Annotated in this window: 13 protein-coding genes; 7 read left to right on the plus strand and 6 right to left on the minus strand. The window is 68.1% G+C overall.

Annotation, left to right across the window (positions count from 1 at the left end):
- Window position 1: 1 nt before the first annotated feature.
- Entirely contained in the window at window positions 2-1,780 is a 1,779-nt protein-coding gene (locus EV644_RS19310) for a hypothetical protein (RefSeq protein ID WP_132189679.1), read from the minus strand.
- A gap of 207 nt (window positions 1,781-1,987) precedes the next feature.
- Between EV644_RS19310 and EV644_RS19315 the strand changes: the two genes are divergently transcribed.
- The 6 genes from EV644_RS19315 to EV644_RS19340 all read left to right on the plus strand — a co-directional run bounded on the left by EV644_RS19315 (window position 1,988) and on the right by EV644_RS19340 (window position 9,824).
- Window positions 1,988-2,911, plus strand: coding sequence for a carbohydrate ABC transporter permease (locus tag EV644_RS19315; RefSeq protein ID WP_132189680.1), 924 nt, complete (start codon window positions 1,988-1,990; stop codon window positions 2,909-2,911).
- Window positions 2,901-3,779, plus strand: a complete 879-nt coding sequence (locus tag EV644_RS19320) for a carbohydrate ABC transporter permease (RefSeq protein WP_132189681.1) — start codon at window positions 2,901-2,903, stop codon at window positions 3,777-3,779. Before EV644_RS19315 ends, EV644_RS19320 begins: the two co-directional genes overlap by 11 nt.
- Window positions 3,780-3,827: 48 nt before the next feature.
- Complete coding sequence (locus EV644_RS19325) at window positions 3,828-5,156, plus strand: ABC transporter substrate-binding protein (protein ID WP_132189682.1); 1,329 nt, start codon at window positions 3,828-3,830, stop codon at window positions 5,154-5,156.
- A gap of 25 nt (window positions 5,157-5,181) precedes the next feature.
- Complete coding sequence (locus tag EV644_RS19330; protein ID WP_132189683.1) at window positions 5,182-6,336, plus strand: Gfo/Idh/MocA family protein; 1,155 nt, start codon at window positions 5,182-5,184, stop codon at window positions 6,334-6,336.
- The gene (locus EV644_RS19335) at window positions 6,337-7,251 is read left to right on the plus strand and encodes a DUF6807 domain-containing protein (RefSeq protein WP_132189684.1); all 915 of its coding nucleotides are present in this window, start codon (window positions 6,337-6,339) and stop codon (window positions 7,249-7,251) included.
- A gap of 758 nt (window positions 7,252-8,009) precedes the next feature.
- The gene (locus EV644_RS19340) at window positions 8,010-9,824 is read left to right on the plus strand and encodes a TOMM precursor leader peptide-binding protein (RefSeq protein WP_158292875.1); all 1,815 of its coding nucleotides are present in this window, start codon (window positions 8,010-8,012) and stop codon (window positions 9,822-9,824) included.
- Between the two features lie 21 nt (window positions 9,825-9,845).
- On the opposite strand, the gene EV644_RS47530 is transcribed toward EV644_RS19340, so the two are convergent.
- Genes EV644_RS47530 through EV644_RS19370 form a run of 3 tightly spaced genes read right to left on the minus strand, consistent with a single transcriptional unit; the run spans window position 9,846 to window position 15,166 of the window.
- Window positions 9,846-12,827, minus strand: a complete 2,982-nt coding sequence (locus tag EV644_RS47530; protein ID WP_158292876.1) for a helix-turn-helix transcriptional regulator — start codon at window positions 12,825-12,827, stop codon at window positions 9,846-9,848.
- A gap of 41 nt (window positions 12,828-12,868) precedes the next feature.
- Complete coding sequence (locus EV644_RS19365; protein ID WP_132189688.1) at window positions 12,869-14,401, minus strand: sensor histidine kinase; 1,533 nt, start codon at window positions 14,399-14,401, stop codon at window positions 12,869-12,871.
- Window positions 14,402-14,407: 6 nt separating this feature from the next.
- The gene (locus tag EV644_RS19370) at window positions 14,408-15,166 is read right to left on the minus strand and encodes a response regulator transcription factor (RefSeq protein ID WP_132189689.1); all 759 of its coding nucleotides are present in this window, start codon (window positions 15,164-15,166) and stop codon (window positions 14,408-14,410) included.
- Between the two features lie 165 nt (window positions 15,167-15,331).
- Here EV644_RS19370 and EV644_RS48155 point away from each other — a divergent pair, with 165 nt between their 5' ends.
- Complete coding sequence (locus EV644_RS48155; protein WP_132189690.1) at window positions 15,332-16,552, plus strand: S1C family serine protease; 1,221 nt, start codon at window positions 15,332-15,334, stop codon at window positions 16,550-16,552.
- Here EV644_RS48155 and EV644_RS19380 read toward each other — a convergent pair.
- Window positions 16,439-17,071, minus strand: a complete 633-nt coding sequence (locus EV644_RS19380; RefSeq protein WP_132189691.1) for an alpha/beta hydrolase — start codon at window positions 17,069-17,071, stop codon at window positions 16,439-16,441. The two genes, EV644_RS48155 and EV644_RS19380, sit on opposite strands and share 114 nt — an antisense overlap.
- On the minus strand, window positions 17,068-18,051 hold the full coding sequence (locus EV644_RS19385) for a ring-cleaving dioxygenase (RefSeq protein WP_132189692.1): 984 nt from the start codon (window positions 18,049-18,051) through the stop codon (window positions 17,068-17,070). Before EV644_RS19385 ends, EV644_RS19380 begins: the two co-directional genes overlap by 4 nt.
- Window positions 18,052-18,241 lie beyond the last annotated feature (190 nt).

The following is an 18,241-nucleotide window of genomic DNA, read 5'->3' on the forward strand; positions in this document are numbered from 1 at the left end:
ATCAGGAGGTCCGCAGTTGAAGCGTGTACCGCGTCGGGGTTCTGCCGGTCAGGTAGACCCGGAGACCGTCGGGGACCAGGCTGCCGTTGAGCTGGGTGTAGCGCTCGCCGGGGTCCATCGTGACCCGGGTGGCGCCGTTGCCCGGGCCGAACTCGATCCGGTCGGAGCCGACCGTGTAGGCGCCGGTGCTCTCGGCAAGCTGATAGTTGCCGGTGCCCTCCAACGGCACGACGCCGCTCAGCGAGCCGCCGGGCCGGAAGCACAGCTCGATCGCGAACGGCACCTCGGACTGCTCCAGCTCGAAGGTCAGGTCGAAGCCGTTGCCGATCTCCGTCACCGTGACACTGGTGCGCAGAGTCCGGTACTGCTTCGGCCGGTGCGGGAAGTCCATCGAGGCGTAGAACCTGCCGTCGAGGGTGAGGGCGTAGGCGCCGTCCTTGCGCCGGTACCGCTTCGGCAGCGGCAGGTGGTACGGCACCTTCACCTCGTCCGACAACCGGAAGCTCCGCGCCCCCGTACGTTGCAGGCCGTCGCTGCGGAAGTGGCCCGTGCTGAAGAACTGCGGGGACAACCGCACAGAGTCCAGGATCGCGGCACCCTTGCGGAGCTTGAAGAAGGTCGGATTCGTGGAGAGACCGGAGGCGATCACCGGAATGTCGTGGAAGTCCGTGCCGCCGAAGAGCGTCGCGGTCCGGTCACCGCAACGGATCCGGGCCAGCTGGTGGGCCTCGTAGGGCTGGACGAAGTCGGCCGGGACGGGCTTCGCCGGCGGCAGCTGAGCGGCCAGCTCGGGCCGCTCGAGCACCTCCGCGAGGAAGTCGCCGACCTCGCCGGTGCCCCGCCGTTCGATGTCCTTGGCAACGGTCGCGAACCGGCCGTCGCGCTCGTGCAGAGCCAGCTCGCGGAACTGGGTCAGGTACCACCAGACGTCGCGGACCCGGGTCTGGTCCTGCCGGCGCGAGGCGGTCGTGTCCACCTCGCCGTTCGGCTCCAGCAGGTACAGGGTGGCCTCGAGGTTGCGGCGGACGAAGCCGACCAGCTCGGGCCGGTCCCGCAGCCACGCGATCGTCAGCAGGCAGGGGTTGGTGACCTCGGAGGCGTAGGTGGCGCTCCGCTCGCTGTAGATGCCGTCGGGGGTTGCGTCGATGCCCTCGTCGAGCCAGTCGTCGATGCGCGCGGCGTACCGGCCGTCCGGGAACAGATGGTGGGTCCGCGCCAGTGCGGCCGACACCTCCCAGCGGTGGTTGGGCGTGTGGACGCCACCCGTCGCCAGAGCGGGACCCGCATTGCGGAGGATCGTCTCGAGGATTGCTCGGTGCGGCTCGGTGGCGGCCTGGCCGTCGGCGTCGAGCAACGCCCACATCATGCAGAGGTCCTGGATGGCGAACGCGCTGTCGGGCGGCGAGTGCAGGTTGCCGACGTCGTAGAGGCCGTCCTCGTGCTGCAGCGTCGCGAGCCGGTCGCACAAGGTGCGGAGCGGATCGAGCAGAGCGTTGTCGTGGTGATAACGGGAACGACCCCAGACATATCCCGAAATCAGCCGGCGACCTTTCCGGGCAATGGTCCGGACGCTGTCGCCGGCGTTCTGGTAGCTGCTCAGGACGACCGGGATCTGCGCCTCGTTGGCCTTGGTGAGGAATGCCAGGAACTCCTCGTCGACGGCTGCCGCTGTCGGAGTGCCGGGCGCCGGAGTACTGGCTGTGGCGCTCGCTTGGCCGGGTATCAGCACTTCAGCGGACAGGCCGGTCAGGGATCCGGCGAGGAACGTTCGACGCTGCATGGAAGCCTCCGCAGGGACGGGAAAGCGATTGCCAAATGCCCAGAACTGTTGCTGCGCCACTTTGTCCTGTCAAGACTTCGCAGGTGTCCGGAATCGGTCACCGGATGTGTCGGCGAGACCTTGTCTGAACCGGTTCGCTGAACTAGTTTGTCCGATCTGGGTAAACGCTTTCCGTTGGCAGTTGAGGCTTTCTGGAGGAAAGAAAGTATGAGCGCGCTGAGTGAGCTGGGCACGCTCGGACGGAAGAAACCGCCCGGGCAGAAAAAGGATAATCTCGCGGCGTACCTGTTTCTCACGCCGTGGCTGCTCGGGCTGTTCCTGATCACCGTCGGGCCGATGGCCGCGTCGCTCTACCTGGCCTTCACGGATTACAACCTGATCCAGGCGCCGGAGTGGATCGGCCTGGAGAACTTCACCCGGATGCTGTCCGACGAGCGGCTGCACAATTCGCTGCAGGTGACCTTCACGTATGTGTTCGTGTCCGTGCCGCTGCAACTCGCGGTGGCTCTGCTGCTGGCCGTGGTGCTGGACCGCGGCGTCCGCGGCATGGCCTTCTACCGTTCGGTCTTCTACCTCCCGTCGCTGCTCGGCTCGAGCGTCGCGATCGCGATCCTGTGGAAGCAGGTGTTCGGCACCGAGGGCCTGCTGAACCAGGTGCTCGCGCCCTTCGGCTTCGACGGTCGGGGCTGGATCTCCGACCCGAGCACCGCGCTCGGAACCCTGGTGGTGCTGAACGTCTGGACCTTCGGCGCCCCGATGGTGATCTTCCTCGCCGGCCTGCGCCAGATCCCCTCCATGTACTACGAGGCGGCGTCGGTGGACGGCGCCGGACCGATGCGCCGGTTCGCGAGCATCACCCTGCCGCTGCTCACCCCGATCATCTTCTTCAACCTGGTGCTGCAGATCATTCACGCGTTCCAGTCGTTCACCCAGGCCTTCGTCGTCTCCGGCGGCACCGGCGGACCGTCCGACTCGACGATGTTCTTCACTCTCTACCTCTACGACCGTGGCTTCGGCAATTTCGACATGGGCTACGCATCCGCGATGGCGTGGTTCCTGCTCGTGATCATCGGGGCCTTCACCGCGGCGAACTTCATCGCCTCGAAGTACTGGGTGTTCTATGACGACTGAGACGATCCGCGTGGCGAACCGCCGGACCGCGACGATCAGCTGGGCCCGGATCCGGCCCGCCCTGACGCACGTCGCCCTCGCGGCCGCCGCCCTGGTGATGCTGTACCCCGTCATCTGGATGGTGGTCAGCTCGCTGCGGCCGGGCAACGAGATCTTCCGCGAGCCGGGCATCCTGGTCCGCGACCTGGAGATCAGCAACTACCGGGTCGGCTGGAACGCGCTGACCGAGCCGTTCACCCGGTACCTGCTGAACTCGGCCGCGGTGGTCCTCGGCGCGATCGTCGGGAACCTGGTGTCCTGCTCGATGGCGGCGTACGCCTTCGCCCGGCTGGAGTTCACCGGCAAGAAGTTCTGGTTCGCGATCATGCTGGTCACCATCATGCTGCCGATCCACGTGGTGATCGTGCCGCAGTACATCCTGTTCTCGCAGGCCGGCTGGATCAACACGTTCCTGCCGCTGATCGTGCCGAAGCTGCTGGCCACCGACGCGTTCTTCGTCTTCTTGATGGTGCAGTTCATCCGCGGCATCCCGCGCGAGCTGGACGAGGCGGCCCGGATCGACGGCTGCGGCCGGGCCGGGATCTTCCTGCGGGTGATCCTGCCGCTGATGGTGCCCGCGCTGGCGACCACCACGATCTTCACGTTCATCTGGACCTGGAACGACTTCTTCAGCCAGCTGATCTACCTGACCGACCCGAAGATGTACACCGTTCCGGTCGCACTGCGGTCCTTCGTGGACGCCACCGCGAGCACCTCCTGGGGATCGCTGTTCGCGATGTCGGTGGTCTCGCTCGTGCCGGTCTTCCTCGCGTTCTTGTTCGGCCAGCGGTTCCTGATCAAGGGCATCGCCACCACAGGCATCAAGTAACACCGACCAATCCGATTTGGCCCTGCCCCACCAGAAAGGTTCACCACCATGCGGTTGCCACCTCGTCCTACCGCACCGCCGCGCCCGCGGTTTCGTGCCCTCGCCGCCATCGCGATGGCGGGCGCCCTGCTGGCCGCCAGTGCCTGCGGTGGCGACTCCGGCGGCGGCGCATCCGCCGACGGGGAGGTCACCCTCCGCTTCAACTGGTGGGGGTCCGACACCCGCCACAAGATCACCCAGCAGGTGATCGACGCCTTCGAGAAGGACCACCCGAACATCAAGGTCAAGGGTGAGTTCGGCGAGTGGTCCGGCTACTGGGACAAGCTCGCCACCACCGTCGCCGCCAACGACGCGCCCGACATCATCCAGATGGACGAGAAGTACCTGCGCGAGTACGCCGATCGCGGCGCGCTGCTGGACCTGAAGAAGGCCGACGGCCTCGACACGTCCAAGTTCGAGCCGGACACCCTCGGGGCCGGCGAGTTCGACGGCGGGCTGTACGGCCTGAACGCCGGCATCAACGCCTTCACGATCGTGGCGAACCCGGCCGTCTTCAAGGCCGCTGGGGTGCCGCTGCCGGACGACACCACCTGGACCTGGGACCAGTACACCCAGATCGCCCAGCAGATCAGCGCGAAGCTGAACGGCAAGGGCTGGGGCACCGCGGCGTACGGGACCAACGACGCCAGCCTGAACATGTGGGCCCGGCAGCACGGCGAGTCGCTGTTCACCAAGGACGGCAAGCTCGGCGTCACCAAGCAGGGCGTCACCGACTTCTACACCAACCTGCTGAAGATGCAGGAGGTCAAGGCGACGCCGACGGCCGAGTTCACCTCGCAGGACATGAACGCGCCGCTCGACCAGTCCGGCATGGCGACCGGCAAACTCGCCATGTCGTATGCCTGGAGCAACCAGTTGAACGCCCTCAGCAAGGCGTCCGGCCAGCAGTTGAAGCTGCTCCGGCTGCCGAGTGTCGCCGGCAAGGCGACCGAGAACGGCGCGTACTACAAGGGCTCGATGTTCTGGTCGATCTCCGCGCGGTCGAAGCACCCGAAGGAGTCGGCCGAGTTCGTCAGCTTCCTGGCCAACAACACCTCCGCCGGGAACCTGCTGCTGGCCGAGCGGGGGGTGCCGCCGAACACCGAGATCCGCGCGGCCGTCGAGTCCAAGCTGCAGCCGGCCGACGCCGCCTCGCAGACCTTCATCCAGACCATCGCCAAGGAGCTCGGCGAGCCGTCACCGCCGCCGCCGGTCGGTGGTGGTCAGGTGGAGAAGATCATCCAGCGCTACACCACCGAGGTGATGTTCGGCCGGCTGAAGCCCGACCAGGCGGCCCAGCAGTTCATCGACGAGATCAACGGGGAGCTGACCAAATAGTGTTGCTGCAGGCAACTGATTCGCAGTGATCGGTACGCCGCGAGTGGCCGTGGCGGGTGTCCACGGCCACGGGGCGTCCCACGTGCGGCACGTCGCCCGGCTGGCAGCAGCCGGGCGCGTCCGCTTCGTCGCGGTCGCCGACCCGCGGCCACCCGCTGACGGGTTACTACCCGACGGAGTGGAGAACTTCCCGGATCTGGGAGCGTTGCTGGCGGCGCGGGAGATCGATGTCGTCGTGATCAGCACACCGATCCAGACTCACGTCCCGCTGGCCGAGCTGGCCTTGCGGGCCGGTGCGGACGTGCTGCTCGAGAAGCCGCCGACAGCGTCGATGGCGGAGTTCGAGCAACTGTCCGCGGTGATCGCCGAGACCGGCCGCAGCTGTCAGGTCGGCTTCCAGGTCGCCGGTTCCGATGCCGCCCGGACGCTGGCCTCGATGGTGGCCGACGGGCAGCTCGGGGAGCTCCGGGGAATCGGTGCGGTCGGCGCCTGGGTGCGGGCCGCGGAGTACTGGCAGCGGGCGCGCTGGGCCGGCCGACGGTCGCTCGATGGCGTGGCTGTGGTCGACGGCGTGGTCACCAATCCCTTCGCGCACTCGACCGCGGCCGCGTTGATGATCGACGGCTCGGCTCGCGCGGACCAGGTCGCATCCGTCGAGACGGAGCTGTTCCGTGCCAACCCGATCGAGGCCGACGACACCTCCTCGGTCCGGATTCGCACCACTCGCGGAACGACGGTGCTGACCGCGCTGACCCTGTGCGCGGAAGCCCCCGGCGCCGAGCCGATGGTGGTCGTGCACGGCTCCGCCGGCCGCGCGGTACTGCGGTATCCGTCGGACCGGCTGGAGATCACGCTCGGCGGCCGCACCACCGTCACGCAGTACGGGCGGGACGATCTGCTGGAGAACCTGCTCGACCATCGGGCAGACCCCGCGACGCTGTTGCTGTCGCCATTGGCCGCGACGGGTGCGTTCACCCGGGTCGTGGAGGCGGTCCGGATCGCGGACCCGCCCGCTGAGATCCCGGCCGAGCTGGTTCGCTGGCAGGGCGAGGGCCCGGAGCGCCGGCCGGTCGTGCTCGAGGTCGAGAAATGGGTGACCCGGGCGACCGAGGAACTCGCCTTGTTCAGTGAACTCGGCGCCCCCTGGGCACAACCACACACAGAGACGGAGTTCGGATAGATGACGCAAACCCTCGGCTGCAACCACGCCGTCGGCAAGTCCATCCAGGTGACCGCAGGCGACAGCGAGCTGTTCACCTACGTCTACCGCCCGACCGACCCGCAGCTGGAGTCTCCGCGGCCCTACCTGCACCCGATCCGCACCCTCGGCGGTGATCTCGTCTCAGTGTTCCGGCCGCACGACCACGTCTGGCACAAGGGCATGACCTGGTCACTGCCGCACTTCGGCCACGAGAACTTCTGGGGCGGACCGACGTTCTCGGTCGAGCACGGCTATCAGCAGCTCGACAACAACGGTTCGATGGACCACGACCGGGTGGAAGCGCTCGACGTGTCCGAGGACCTGGTCCGGTTCTCGCACCACCTGTCCTGGCACACCCAGGCGGGTGAGCACGTGGTGGACGAGCTCCGCACGCTGGAGGTGCGGCTCGCGGACGACGGCTGGGTGCTGGTCTACGAGACCGCGATGACCAACGTCTCGGACGCCACGATCCAGATCGGCAGCCCGACCACCGCGGGCCGCCCGAACGCCGGCTACGGCGGTCTCTTCTGGCGCGGCCCCCGCTCCTTCACCGGCGGCACCGTCCTCGCGCCCCAGGGCCTCGGCGGCGACGAGCTCCGCGGCCAGCGAGCCGCCTGGATGGGCTTCTCCGGCAAACACGACAGCACCGACCGAGCCTCCACCCTGATCATCGTCGACGCCGCCGAGAACGCGAACCACCCACCAGAATGGTTCGTCCGCTCAGAAGACTTCGCCGCCGTCTGCGCAGCCCCCTTCTTCAGCGAAGAACTCCCGTTCGCCCCCGCCTCCACCCTGCACTTCCGCTACGCAGTAGTGGTAGCCGACGAAGCCTCCGACAACGACCGCGCCACCCACCTGGCAGCCCAGGCCACCAAGTCCCTGACCGCCGGCTGACCTCGCGGACTTCCAGGATCTAAGGGGTCGTACGCCGGATCTGAGGGGTTCCCCCGATGCCACGATCGGCAGCGACGGCTGACTGTTGAGTGTGGGCGGCGAGGTACAGCCGCCTCGAGTGCTCTGAATGGCGGTCCCGACCGTCTGCTGACCCTCGCCCGAAACCTTGTTCGGCTGCTTCGGCGAGGTCGATACTCGAGACGTACCGGCCATCGCGGCCGTCTCGGGGCGGGGTCTGCCGGAATGTCAGCGGCAGCTGCAACACCTTGCTGTCAAGCGTTTGAAGGGGGAGTCATGACCACTGACCACGACCACAGCGGCGGAATGCCAGGTGGTGGAGGGATGAATTCGAAGGCGGACACCGGTCCAACAGGGGACACCGGTCCAGTAAAGACGGTGACCGAGGTCACGTACGGGCGCCTCTGCTGGGGACCTCCTCCTCCTGACGGATCCTCGGGGCCTCCGATGAAGATCACGCTGACGATCGACCTCGGCGCCGGCTCGCCTGATGCAGGCAGCCAACCGCCAGGATCATCGGGTCAGCCAGGGTCACCATCGAAACCGGCTGGCGGTCCTGTAGGACGAATGGGGGAGCTCGACAACGAATGATCCCGTCGAGGCCGGGAAGCGCGTTCGTGCTTCTCGGACACGCCGCTGTGGCTGAAGCAGTTTCCGTGGCCCTGTGTGCTGCAGGCCTACCTGCGGACGAGGTGGCTGGACAGGCGTATCCACAGCGTCGTGGAGATCTCCAGGAGTTGGTGCGAGGGGCGGATGCCGTCGTTGCGGTCGGCGACGGCACCCTGCCGGTGCTGCATCACTGGCTGAACGGGATCGGACTCCGGTCCGCTGTGCCGACGCTGCACGCCGAGCTGAGCGGCGCCCACGCCACGATTGGTCCGCTGGTGCTTCCGGAAGACGGAGCCTGCTACCTGTGCTGGCGAATGCGCGCACTTGCCTGTGCGGAGGACTTCGCCGGCGCGATGGCAGCGGAAGAGGAACTGGTCGCCAGACGGCCTCCCGTGACAGACGAACCGGTCTTGCCTGCCTTGGTGCCGATGGTCGTCGAAGCCTTGGTGACCGACCTGCTCGCGCTGAGGACGGGAAGTTCGCAGCTGCGGCTGAGTGGTGCCGTGCTCACAGTGGACGGGCGGAGAGAGACCCAGGAACTGCATTCTCTGCTCGCACGCCCTGATTGCCCAGCCTGCTCCAGTCACGGGCGCAGGTCATCCGCGGAGAAACCGGAGCGCGGTGAGCTTGACGGCGCCGCCACAGACTTCGACGGCATCGCTCGCTACACCGTCGACCCCGGCTGCGGGGTGATTCGAGCTATTGACCTGATTCCTGCACACGTCCAGGAGCCGGAGCCGCCGTACGTCGTTCGTGCCGAGCTGGCGAACGCTCGCTTCAGCACTGACGAAAACTGCTTCGTCGTCTGCGAAGGCAAGGGGTGGACTGAGCGGGAGGCCCGCGAGGGTGCACTCGGTGAGGCCCTGGAGCGCTACGCCGCGATGACGTGGCAACCCCGGCAGCGGGTCAGCTCGGCCTATGGGGGGCTGGATGGCCCAGGACTGCACCCACAGGACCTGGTGCTGTTCGCCGACTGGCAGTACGACATTGTGCCGTTCCGGCGCTGGCAGCCGCAGTCGCAGCTGGAGTGGGTGTCCGCCCAGTCGTTGGTGACGGGGGAGACGGTCTGGATTCCCTTGCTGGCAACGCATCTGAACTACTATCCGCCGCCTGCTGCTGCGCTGTTCCAGCCCAGCTCGAACGGTTTCGCGGCCGGCTCGGATTGGAGCGATGCAACCGCGCGTGCGCTGCTGGAGGTGGTCGAGAGGGACGCGTTCATGATCGCCTGGTCGCACCGGCTGCCCGGACGGCGGGTGGCGGCAGCTCAAGTGCCGGACGAACGGATCCGTGTGCTGGCGGCGTCGTATGCCGACCGGGGTGTCGAGCTGATGGTCCACCTCCTGCCAACCGACACTGTGGCGACTGTGGTCCTCGCGATCGCGTGGTCCGATCGGCCGCCTGCGGCGACGATCGGACTCGGGGCGTCACTCGACCCACTCGCCGCCGCGCGGTCCGCCGTACTCGAGGTCGGCCAGGTCCGGTCGGCACTCCGGACCCGCCTCGCATCCTCCGAGGTGCGGGCCCGGCTGGAGGAACTGTCTGCCGCACCGATCGAAGTCCTGTCGCTCGGAGACCACGATCTGATGTACGCCGCGCCGGCGGTGGCGGCCGCCGGGATGCGCTTCCTCCGCGAGGCTCCCCTCGAACCATGGCCGGACCTCACACCGCAACCAGCTGCTGCCGGCAATGAGTTGGACGTCTTGACGCGGTCGTTGGCCGAGGTGGCACCGGACGTCCTGGCAGTCGACGTCACACCGCCGGATGTCGCCGCGCTCGGGGTGAGCGTGGTCCGTGGTCTGGTTCCGGGGTTCGTGCCGATCTGGTTCGGAGCCAACGGGGCCCGGCTCGGCGGCACCCGGCTGCTGGAGATGCCCAGCCGGATCGGCCTGCGCTCGCGGCCCGCGCTGGTGGACGAGCTGAACCTCGATCCACACCCCCTGGCATGACCTGACCGACCGACAACCGGCTCAAGGCCGGCCAGCCGCTGTTTGGCCGAGTCGCAGGGCCAGAGCGGACACCTCCTGGCGTGACGAGGTTCCGGTCTTGTGGAGCAAATTCGACACGTGCGTGCTGACGGTCTTCTCGCTGATGAACAGCGCTGCTGCGATCTCGGGGTAAGTGCGGCCGACCACGAGGTGGGACAGCACCTCCCGCTCCCGCTTCGTCAGCGAAACCCAAGGCCCGGAAGTATCGCTCTGTGGCGCCACCACCGGTTCCCGGAGCGGAATCCTGCTGAGACCGGCCAGAGTTTCCACCTGCTGTTGCAAGGGGGTCGCGCCCACTTCGGTGGCGTACCGGTACGCCGATCTCAGCGGTCCGGCTATCGCGGCCCGGGCTGCTCCCTCCTTGAGCAGGGCTTGCGCCAGGCGCCATGAGGCCGAGGCTTTCTCGCCCAAGAGCCCAGCCGCATCGCACCGGTCGACGACTTCCTGCCAGAGGGACGACGTCGGGGTCTCTGCCTTGCAGCGTGCGCGCTCCGCGACGTACATGGCCTTCGTCGCCGGCTGGATCAGATCATCCTCCACCAGGACGCCAAAGGGTGCAGGCGGCACGCTTTCGCGTAGTGCGACGAAATCCTCGAAGGTCGCCAGAACCCTCCTGACCTGCTCGTCGTCGCGCCTGTCCCGCGCAGACTCGGCGAGGTCGGCGGCTGCACGCGCGCCCCACATCAGCATCTGGTCGGCATCGCGGGGATCGGCGATCTGGATGAGCAGCGTTCGGGACAGGAGGTCGAGCGCCTGCTCCGCCTCTCCGGTGGCGACCAGGTACTCGGCCAGCGTGGCGGCCGCGAATATTCCCAGGGCTTCCTCCGCGTCCGGCACCAGTTCCCTGGCTCGCTGCATATGCAGGCCCGCCGCATGCAGATCGCCCCGTCGGACCGCCAAGGAGGTCGCGGCGAAACGGACCATCGTGTTGGCGGTGGGCGCCGCGGGGAGTGAGAGCCCTTCGCGGATCACCTGCTCGCACTCGGGCAGACGGCCCAGCGTCAGCAGATCGTGAGCCAGGACACCCGCGACGAAGACCGCTATCGGAATCAGACCACGGTGCAGGACGAACGGAAGGAACTCGGCTCCCAGCGCAGCGCACTCGGTGACTCGGCCGCGCTGGATCAGATAGTTCATCCTGGACACCAGGGTTCGCCAGATCAGATCCGGATCATCGGTCAGCCCGGCCCAACGGACGGCCCTGTCCGTATCCTGGTCGGATCGTGGGTCCTGCCAGAAGGCGTTGGCCCGGGATGCATACGCGAGGCTGAGAGCCTCGGTGGACCGGGCGTGCTCTGCCGCCCGCACTGCTTTTTCGGCGTCCGCCCGTGCAGGTCCGAATTCGTTGTTCCACGCTTCGCGCCAACTGAGAATGGCCAGCGCCTCGGCGTACTCCTCGCTGTCCGGGAACGGCTGGCTCAGCTCGACCGCATGCTTGCCCTCGACAACGGGCAGTCCGGCCCCCCTTCCCGTCACCCACGCAGAGTCGGCCCATCGACGCACCAACCTGCTTGCCCGCAGTGGGTCGGCGTGCTCGTCGACGAGCTCGCGCAGGCGGGTCCATGCCTGGAAGCCCGCCTCCGAGTCCCCGAACAGGTCGTTGGCTCGCGCGACGCGCTCGAGAAGGTCGATCTCCGCGGCGACGGAGCTGTCACCGTCGTGGACCAGCCGCCAGTACTTCGACGCCCGGAGGAGATGCATCGCCTCCTCACGGGGCGATCTGAGGTTCTTCGCGAGGTCCGCCGCACGTACTGAGGCGTCGAGACAGGACGGCAGATCGTGTGCACCCTCGTAGTGGAGAGCCAGATCTCCCAGCCTGCGTAGCTCGTCGAGACCCGCCGCGGAGCGGGACTCGAGCGCCTTGGCCCACGCGGCGTGAACGGGTGCCGCCTCGCCCGGGACGAACGTCGCGTACAGCACCTCGGCGAGCAGCGGATGGCGGAACCAGCAGAGTTCGGTCCCGTGCGACACACTGATGCCCGTGTTCGTGGCCTCGGCCAGGGAGGTGGTCAGCGCCTCCGGGCCGATGCCGCGTCCTGCGCCGACCTCGGTCAGCGCTTCGATCGAGGTGGGTCGCCCTGCGACAGCGAGAATGCGCATCACTTCTCGCGAGACTGGGGAGAGGCGATGCCATGCGGCGAGCAACGCACCGGACAGCTCGTCCGGCAGGTCGGCAGGGAGCCGCTCGTCGGCGACAGTGAGACCGTGCACCAGCAGCTCGCTGAGGTACGGGTTGCCGTCGGATCGCTGAACGACATCGTCGACCAGCCCGAGCTGCGGAGATCCGCCAAGCAGCATGGACAGCTGCTCCTCCGTCTCGTCCCGGGTGAGCCTGTTCAGTCGAAGATCAGTCACGGCCGGCAGACGCCTCAGATCGGCCAGCCAGCCGTGCATCGGGTGTCCAGGCCCGAGCTCCTCATCCCGGAAGGTGGCGAGGATCACCAGTCGTTGGGTCCGGAATCCGGCGACCAGGTAGGCGAGTGCATCGCGTGAGGCCAGATCAGCCCACTGCACATCATCGACAACAAGGGCCGTCGGTCGTCGTGCGGCGATAGCCATCACCAGGGAGTCGGCGACCGCCAACAGCCGAACGGGACTGCCGGAGACCTGGGCGCCCAGGGATGGGAGCAGGTCACCGGCAGCAGGCACCGCAGCCAGCACTTGCGCCCGGTCGTCGGGGTCGGCTGATTCAACCCAACCCTCCAACGCGCTGATCAGTGGGACATAGGGGGAGTCCACCGAACCGAAGCGGACGCAGCGGCCCCAGAGAGTCGTGACTCCGTCGGCTTTCAGTTCGTCGCAGAGAGTGGCGGCCAGGCGGGTTTTGCCCACGCCTGCTTCGCCGTGTACCAGGACTGCACACGGTCGTCCTGTGCTGGCGCGCTGGGCTGCCGATCGCAGGGCCCCCAGTTCCTCGATTCGACCGGCTAGACCGGGCGTGCGGGCGATAGTTGCCCCTCCCACACGGCACAGTCTGCGCCTCTTTCGCCGGGAAGTCCTGGCTATTAAGGGGAACTGAGTCCCGGCACAGCGTCCGTCTCCGGCAGAAAATGTCGGTCAGAGGAGGACGCGGGCGGCTTGGTCAGGGGGAGGGCGAGGGCGAAGGAGGTGTTGCCGGGGTGGGAGGTGACGGTGAGGCCGCCGCCGTGGGCTTCGGTGATGGACTGGGCCAGGGAGAGGCCCAGGCCGGAGCCGCCGGAGTCTCGGGTGCGGGAGGTGTCGCTGCGGCTGAAGCGTTTGAAGACGGTGCGTTGGAGAGTTTCCGGGATACCGGGGCCGTTGTCGTGGATGGTGAGGACGGCCGAGTGGGAGTCGTCCGCGCCGAGGGTGATGGTCACGGTGGTGCCGGGCGGGGTGTGGCGGCGGGCGTTGGTCAGGAGGTTGGAGACGACCTGGTGGAGGCGTTGCTCGTCGCCGTCGACCATGACCGGGTCCTCGGGAAGCCTCAAAGCCCAGCGGTGGTCGGGACCGACGATCATCGCGTCGGCCACGGATTCCATCGCGAGCCGGGTCAGGTCCACCGGGCGGCGTTCGAGTGGTCGGCCGGCGTCGAGGCGGGCCAGCAGCAGGAGGTCCTCGACGAGCGATGCCATCCGGGTCGCCTCCACCAGGACCTTGCCCATGGCATGAGTCAGTTGTTCGGGATCGGGTCTGCGCAGACTAAGCTCGGCGTACCCGTGGATCGTGGTCAGCGGGGTGCGCAGTTCGTGGGAGGCGTCGGCGACGAACTGGCGTACCTGGAGCTCGCTGCGATGTCTGGCATCCAGCGCCTCCTCCATGTGCCCCAGCAGGGTGTTCAGGGCGACGGCGACCTGGCCGACCTCGGTCCGCTCGTCGGTCAGGTGCTCCGGAACCCTTGCGGTCACACCGATCTCGCCGGTGGCCAGGGGGATGCCGGCCACCTCCCGGGCCGTCTGGGCGACATCCCGTAGCGGTCGGAGCTGACGCCGTACGACGAGGACGGCCACGCCGCCGGCGGCGAGTACGCCTAGCGTCGACAAGGACGCCTCCCAGGCGAGCAGGCTCGCGAGGGTGTCGTCGACCTCCTTGGTGGGAAGGCCGGTGACGACCAGGGTGTCCCCGAGCCGCGACGCCTGAATCCGGTACTGGCCCAGGCCGGGCAGCTCGACGGTCTCGTTCTCGGCGGCGGGCGGGACGGTCCCGAGTACGTCGAGCGCCTGCTCCGAGAGCGGGTCCAGCTCACCGTCGGCGGTGATGACGTTGCCGTTGGCACCCAAATCGGTGCGATAGGCGGTCACCGTGCCGGCGTCCTGGCCGTGCGCGTTCTCGATGTCGGGCGGTGGCTTGGACTGCTGCCCCACGCCCTTGGTCAACGCCCCGACAGCCCGGCCGTGGGATGCGGCGACCTTCGTGTCCAGCTGCCTGGTCAGGTACGAGCTGATCGCGGCTGTGGTCAATCCGCTGATCAGCACACTGACCACGGCCACCAGCAGTACGACGGACGCAGCGACCCGGGCGGTCAGCGAGGTCGGCAACCACCGGCGTAGCTGAAGACGGCGGACTATACGGCCGAGCATGAGAGGTCAGCTCGCCGGCTTGAGGACATAGCCGGCCCGCCGCAGGGTGTGGATCATCGGCGCACGGCCGGCATCGATCTTCTTGCGCAGGTAGGAGATGTAGAGCTCGACCACGTTCGCCTGCCCGCCGAAGTCGTAGTTCCAGACCCGGTCGAGGATCTGCGCCTTGCTCAGCACCCGGCGCGGGTTGCGCATCAGGTACCGCAGCAGCTCGAACTCCGTCGCCGTCAGCGGGATCTCCGCACCACCACGGAACACCTCGCGGCTGTCCTCGTCGAGCGTGAGGTCCCCTACCCTGAGCAACGAGCCGGCCCGGCCGGCGACCGCAGTACGGCGTAGCTGCAATCGCAACCGGGCCACGAGTTCTTCGAGGCTGGACGGCTTGGTCACGTAGTCGTCGCCGCCCGCGGTCAGCCCGGTCACCCGGTCCTCGACCGCGTCGCGGGCAGTCAGGAACACGATCGGCACCTCCGGGAGCACCTGCCGGATCCGCCGCATCACTTCGAGGCCGTCGAAGTCCGGCAGCATCACGTCCAGCACCAGCGCGTCGGGGCGGGTCTCCTTGGCGAGCGCGACCGCCTGCGCGCCGGTGTGGGCGACGCTGATGTCCCAGCCCTCGTAGCGCAGCGCCATCGTGAGCAGCTCGGCGATGTTCACCTCGTCGTCCACGACGAGGACCCGCGGCGGGCTGCCGTCGGCGCGGGTCAGCGGACCGGGCACCGGAGTGGTCAGCGGGCTGGTGGCGGGGAGCGTCTGCGTGGTCATGACATCAGCTTGCGCGCCGATGCCTGGCGCTTCCTGGGCGATTCCTGTGGGAACGCTGTGAATGCCTGCTCTCACCTGACTGGTGGCTCACGCACAGGTCGGACACAGCTTGGGCCAGCAGGGTTCAGAACGTCGACCAGACGTCCTGACCCAGGAGGCAGCACGATGAACATCCACCCCACTCGCCGGATCGCGGCCCTCACCGCCGCGACCATGGTCCTGTCCTTCGCAACCATCGTCCCGGCCGCAAGCGCCCCGGCCCGACTCTCCGCCGACCCTCAATGGCCAGACACGATGCCGTACGACGCCTACGGCACGGCGCCGGACTGGTACTCCGTCGTGACGCCGTCGACCGCTGCCCTGGACACCGCGACCGCCACCGCCGACGAGCAGGCGGGTCTGGTGCTCGTGTCGACGACCCTGGCGGGCGACTCCGGCACTGCCGCAGGCACCGGCATGGTGATCGACGAGGACGGCATCGTCCTCACCAACCACCACGTCGTCGAGGGGTCCGACTCGATCAAGGTCACCGTCGCCACGACCGACACCACCTACACGGCCCGGGTACTCGGCACCGACGCGGTCCACGACATCGCGGTCCTTCAACTGGTCGGCGCCGACAACCTGACCACCGTCACCCCGGACAGCACTGTGGCCGTCGGGGACGAGGTCACGGCGGTGGGAGACGCCAACGGAGACGGCGGGAACCTGACCGCGTCGGCGGGCAGCGTCACCGCGTTGGCGCAGTCCATCACCGTCCAGGGCGAGGACGGGACCCCGAGCGAACTGGACGGGCTGATCGAGGTGGACGCCGACGTCATTGCGGGCGACTCCGGCGGCGCCCTGCTCGACGCCGACGGTCAGGTGGTCGGCATGACCACCGCGGCCTCCAGCGGGTTCGGCCGACATCACCGGGTACGCAGTACCGATCAACACCGCTCTCACCATCGCCGACCAGATCCTGGCGGGCCAGGAGACGGGCTCGGTCGAACTCGGGTACGACGGCTTCCTCGGCGTACAGCTCCGTACGTCGACCACGATCGCCGGTGTCGTCGACGGCTCTCCGGCCCTCGCGGCCGGCCTGGTCGCCGGGGACACCGTCACCGCGGTCGACGGAACCAGGATCACCACCGCGGAGCAGTTGCACACCGCCATCTCGTCCCACGCCGCCGGCGACAAGATCACCGTCACCTGGACCGACACGACCGGAGGCAGCCGGAGCGCGTCGATCACCCTCGCCGAAGCCCCGGTGTCATGACCTCGCTTGTGTGCTCAGTGGGATGTGTGGGTTTCGATGAACTCCTTGATGGCGGGGAGTTGGTCGCCGTGGATGGTGTGGCCGCCGTCGAAGGAGAGGAGTTCGACCTCTGCGTCGCGGCGGCGTAGCTGTTCGGTGAGGCGGCTGGTCTGCTCGGGGGTGGCCATCGGGTCGCGGTTGCCGTTGACGATCAGAACGGGCTTGCCGGCAAGAGCCTGGTCCTGCGGCTCGTCATCCTGGAAGGGCACCATTGCGGCGAGGAGTACTGCGCCGGCGAGTGACTCGGGATGGCGCAGGAGCAGCGCGGAGGCCATGTTGGCTCCGTTCGAGAAGCCGACGGCCAGCCAGGAGCCTGCCGCCACGCCGTACTTCTGCTCGGCGGCGGTGAGGAAGGCGGCGAGCTCATCCGTCTGGTGCCGGAGGTCGTCCTCGTCGAACACGCCCTCACGGACCCGGCGGAAGAACCGGGCCATTCCGTGCTCCGTCACGGTGCCGCGAGGCGACAGCACCGGGGCGTCGGGCGCGAGGTGCTCCCGCAGTACGAGCAGGTCGTGTTCGTCGCCGCCGGTGCCGTGCAGCAGCAACAGCGGAGGACTGCCCGACCCGGGCTCCCAGATATGGGGCCGCTGGAGCGCGTCGTCGCTCATCGGTCGACTTCTTCCGGTGTCGGAGGTGGCACGCGGAGGGTCGGCAGCGAGTTCTGGATCTGCTCGCGGTTCGGCTCCAGCCACGGCGGAAGCTTGAGGTGCTGACCGAGCTCCAGCAGCGGTTCGTCCACGGTGAACCCGGGTTGGTCGGTCGCGATCTCCAGCAGCACGCCGCCCGGTTCGCGGAAGTAGATCGAGGTGAAGTACTGCCGGTCGAGGATCTCGGTGACCTGGATGCCGGCATCGATCAGTTCGAGCCGCCACCTCGCCTGGGTCTCCCGGTCGGGCGCCCGGAAGGCGATGTGGTGGACCGTGCCGGCCGCCTGCAGACCCCGGGACGCCTTGCTGGGAAGGACATCCACCGCCGTACCGTCGTCGGTGCCGCCCTCCTGGCCGGACATCATGAACCGGGTCCGGTCGGTGGTGTTGTGGCCGTACTCCATCCCCAGCAGACCGTTGAGCATCTCGGCCGTGGGGTCGAGGTCCTGCTCCGTCATTGTCACCGAGAACAGGCCCCGGATCGCGTTGTCGGCCGGTACGGCGGCAGCGCCGTCCCACCCGGAGCGGGAGTCGCCGTCGGACGCGACCAGTTCGATCACCAGGCCGTCGGGATCACGCAGCCGCAGGACCTCCTCGTCGGAGCGTGCGACCGGGGCGTCCGCGTCGACGCCGAGATCCTTGAAGCGCGTCTGCCACCAGCCGAGCGCCTCCGGCGGGATGCTGAACGCGGTGGCCGTGGTCAGGCCGGTGCCCTGCCTGCCCTGGTCGACTCCCGGCCACGGGAAGAACGTCAGCAGGGTGGACGGCTTGCCCGACTCGTCACCGTAGTACAGGTGATAGGTGTCGGGGGCGTCGAAGTTGACGGTCCGCTTGACCAGGCGCAACCCCAGCACCGTGGTGTAGAAGTCGACATTCCGTTGCGGGTCCTCCGCAATGGCAGTGACGTGGTGAAGCCCGTGTGGTGCGACCGCTGCAGCCATCCGCTCGTCCCCTTTCGCTCGCTGCCCCCAGGATCCAGCTTGCCCCTTCACGGCTCCGGAAAGTAGCCCCGTGGCGGAAGGTGAACAGATCTCACCGGTTGCGGCCAGAGGAGGTCGCCGGCGGCCCGGCGGAGGGCTGCCAGCTCCTCATCGGCCCAGCCCTCACCCCGGGACTCCGTACCGCGGATCA

The organism is Kribbella orskensis (assembly GCF_004342085.1).
GTDB classification, from domain to species: Bacteria; Actinomycetota; Actinomycetes; order Propionibacteriales; family Kribbellaceae; genus Kribbella; species Kribbella orskensis.